General features: G+C 31.6%; 3 protein-coding genes. All 3 read left to right on the top strand.

Going from position 1 to position 3,039, the window contains the following annotated elements; translation table 11 throughout:
- Positions 1–46 precede the first annotated feature (46 nt).
- A complete protein-coding gene (locus DRF75_RS04945) occupies positions 47–889 on the top strand; it encodes a P44/Msp2 family outer membrane protein (RefSeq protein WP_129992771.1) in 843 nt (280 codons plus the stop codon).
- 327 nt (positions 890–1,216) lie between these two features.
- The gene (locus tag DRF75_RS04940; protein ID WP_129992770.1) at positions 1,217–2,050 is read left to right on the top strand and encodes a P44/Msp2 family outer membrane protein; all 834 of its coding nucleotides are present in this window, start codon (positions 1,217–1,219) and stop codon (positions 2,048–2,050) included.
- Positions 2,051–2,255: 205 nt separating this feature from the next.
- The coding region (locus DRF75_RS04935; protein ID WP_129992769.1) for a P44/Msp2 family outer membrane protein at positions 2,256–3,039 on the top strand (784 nt) is incomplete at its 3' end.

The following is a 3,039-nucleotide window of genomic DNA, read 5'->3' as shown; positions in this document are numbered from 1 at the left end:
TTATTATTCTTAAACTTTTATTATCTTTTATAAAAGGTTTATTAACATGAATTATAAGAAAATTCTAGTAAGAAGCGCATTAATTTCATTAATGTCAATCTTACCATATCAGTCCTTTGCAGATCCTGTAGCTTTAAGAACTAATGATAACAAAGAAGGCTTCTACATTAGTGCAAGGTACAACCCAAGCATATCCCACTTTAGAAAATTCTCTGCTGAAGAAACTCCTATTAATGGAACAAACTCTCTCACTAAAAAAGTTTTCGGATTAAAGAAAGATGGCGATATAACAAAAAAAGAAGATTTTACTAGAGCAGCTCCAGGTATTGATTTTCAAAACAACTTAATATCAGGATTTTCAGGAAGTATTGGTTATTCTATGGATGGACCAAGAATAGAACTTGAAGCTGCATATCAACAATTTAATCCAAAAAACACTGACAACAATGATACTGATAATGGCGAATACTATAAACATTTTGCGTTATCCCGTAAAGATGTAATGGAAGATAAACAATACGTAGTACTAAAAAATGAAGGTATAACCTTTATGTCATTGATGGTTAATACTTGCTATGACATTACAGCTGAAGGAGTACCTTTTGTACCATATGCATGTGCAGGTATTGGAGCAGATCTTATCACTATTTTTAAAGACCTTAACCTAAAATTTGCTTACCAAGGAAAAATAGGTATTAGTTATCCTATTACACCAGAAGTTTCTGCATTCATTGGTGGATACTACCACGGTGTTATTGGCAACAAATTTGAAAAAATACCTGTAATAACTCCTGTAGTATTACAAGATGCTCCTCAAACCACATCTGCCTCAGTAACTCTTGACGCTGGATACTTCGGTGGAGAAATTGGAATGAGGTTCACCTTCTAACTTATTTCTTGTTACACCTATAAATAGTAACAAAGAAAATTTTAGCAATTCATATCATAGGGAAAATGTGAAGTTATTTCAAGTTTTCCCTTATGCCTTTATACGTATTATTGTGTCACAAATATGCTTCTTTAACTATGCTGTGAAAGTACACTTATAGTATATACTACGTAATTAAAGCTATCTTTCTTTTACATGCAAATAACAAAATATATTAAATTTCTCTTAAAAAAATCATCTGTATTTTATATAAAAAGTTATACTCTAACTTGTACTCATTTCATACTTCTACTATTTTTTATTTACTACTACTATTCCAGGAATAATATGACCTGTAAAAAAATGCTTATAACAACTACATTAATATCATTAACAATGCTTCTACCTGGCATATCTTTTTCTAAACCAATACACAAAGAAAATACTCTAGGAAACTTTTATGTTAGTGGAAAATATGTACCAAGTGTTTCACATTTTGGTAACTTCTCAGCTAAAGAAGAAAAGCATGTAACAACTCAAATTTTTGGGATAAAAGAATCATGGGGCGGTAGCATGATCACTGATGCTAATCACGAAATCTTTGAAATTCCAAACTACTCATTTAAATATGAAAACAATCCATTTTTAGGATTTGCAGGAGTAATTGGTTATTCAATGGGTGGTCCAAGAATAGAGTTTGAAGTACTGTATGAAACATTTGATGTACAAAACCCAGGAGACAGGTTTAAAAATGATGGACATAAATATTGTGCCTTATATCATGGCACACCAATCACAAGCATTGCAAGTGGAAAATTTGTTTTCCTAAAGAATGATGGATTAAGTGACATCTCACTCATGTTAAATGCATGTTATGATATTACAACTGAAAGAATGCCTTTTTCACCTTACATATGTGCAGGTATTGGCACTGATTTAATATTTATGTTTGAAACTATACACAGTAAAGCTGCTTATCAAGGAAAATTAGGTTTTAATTATCCAATAAATCCAGAAAGTGCCATTTTTACAGGCTTGTACTTTCATAAGGTTTATGACAATAAATTCAGAGTTCCTGCTCTACTAGCTGTTGCAGGACTACTTCCAGATGATCAGTTTGCAATAGTAGAACTAAGTGTATGTTATTTTGGGTTAGAGCTTGGGTATAGTGTTAACTTTTGATTTTACCATCATACCTAATCTAAATCTGCTTTTATTATAAATAGAAAACAGCAAATCTGAAATTGCTGATAGGTTTATTTATAATAATATATTGAATTTTTATTACCAAAACCGCTAACGCTTAGCACTAAAGTATACTGTTTAACTTGTTTTCAGCTTGCAATTTTACTATCGTTAATTTGTTTTTACTGTTTCTGGTGTAAATATGAAATACAAAACAACTTTCACAGCAACCGCATTAACAGCACTAATTTCGTTTATGCACTGTATATTTTTTTCTAATCCAGTCAATGCTAATAGTATAGTACACAACTTCTACATTAGCGGAAAGTATATGCCGACAGCATCACATTTTGGAACTTTTGCAGCTAAAGAAGAGCAAAGCTCAACAGATTTATTGGTTGGATTAGATCAACGCAAAACAAGTAATGATCTAAGAGATGCTAGTACACAATATAATTTCAAGGTTCAGAATTATTCATACAAATATCAAAACAACCCATTTTTAGGATTTGCAGGAGCTATTGGCTACTCAATAGGTAACTCAAGAATAGAACTAGAAGTATCATATGAAACATTTGATCTTAAAAATCCAGGAAATAATTATGCAAATGATTCTCACAAATATTGTGCTTTATCACATCAAAAACATGAATGCAACGAAGGAAAGAGTGGAACTTGGTACACTGCAAAATCTGGTAATTTTGTGCTTCTGAAAAATGAAGGGTTACTTGACGTTTCATTCATGTTAAACGCATGTTATGATATCACAACTGAAAGAATGCCTTTTTCACCTTACATATGTGCAGGTATTGGTACTGATGCAATATCCATGTTTGAAACTACACACAACAAAATCTCTTATCAAGGGAAGTTAGGTTTTAACTATACTGTAAACTCAAGAGTTTCTGTTTTTGCAGGTGGACACTTTCACAGAGTAGTAGACAATAAATTTAAAGGTATTCCTGCTCTATTACCTGATGGATCAA

This window comes from Ehrlichia minasensis (assembly GCF_004181775.1).
In the GTDB taxonomy this organism is placed as follows: Bacteria; Pseudomonadota; Alphaproteobacteria; order Rickettsiales; family Anaplasmataceae; genus Ehrlichia; species Ehrlichia minasensis.
The sequence above is the reverse complement of the archived record's forward strand: the minus strand, read 5'-3'. Positions and strand labels throughout refer to the sequence as shown.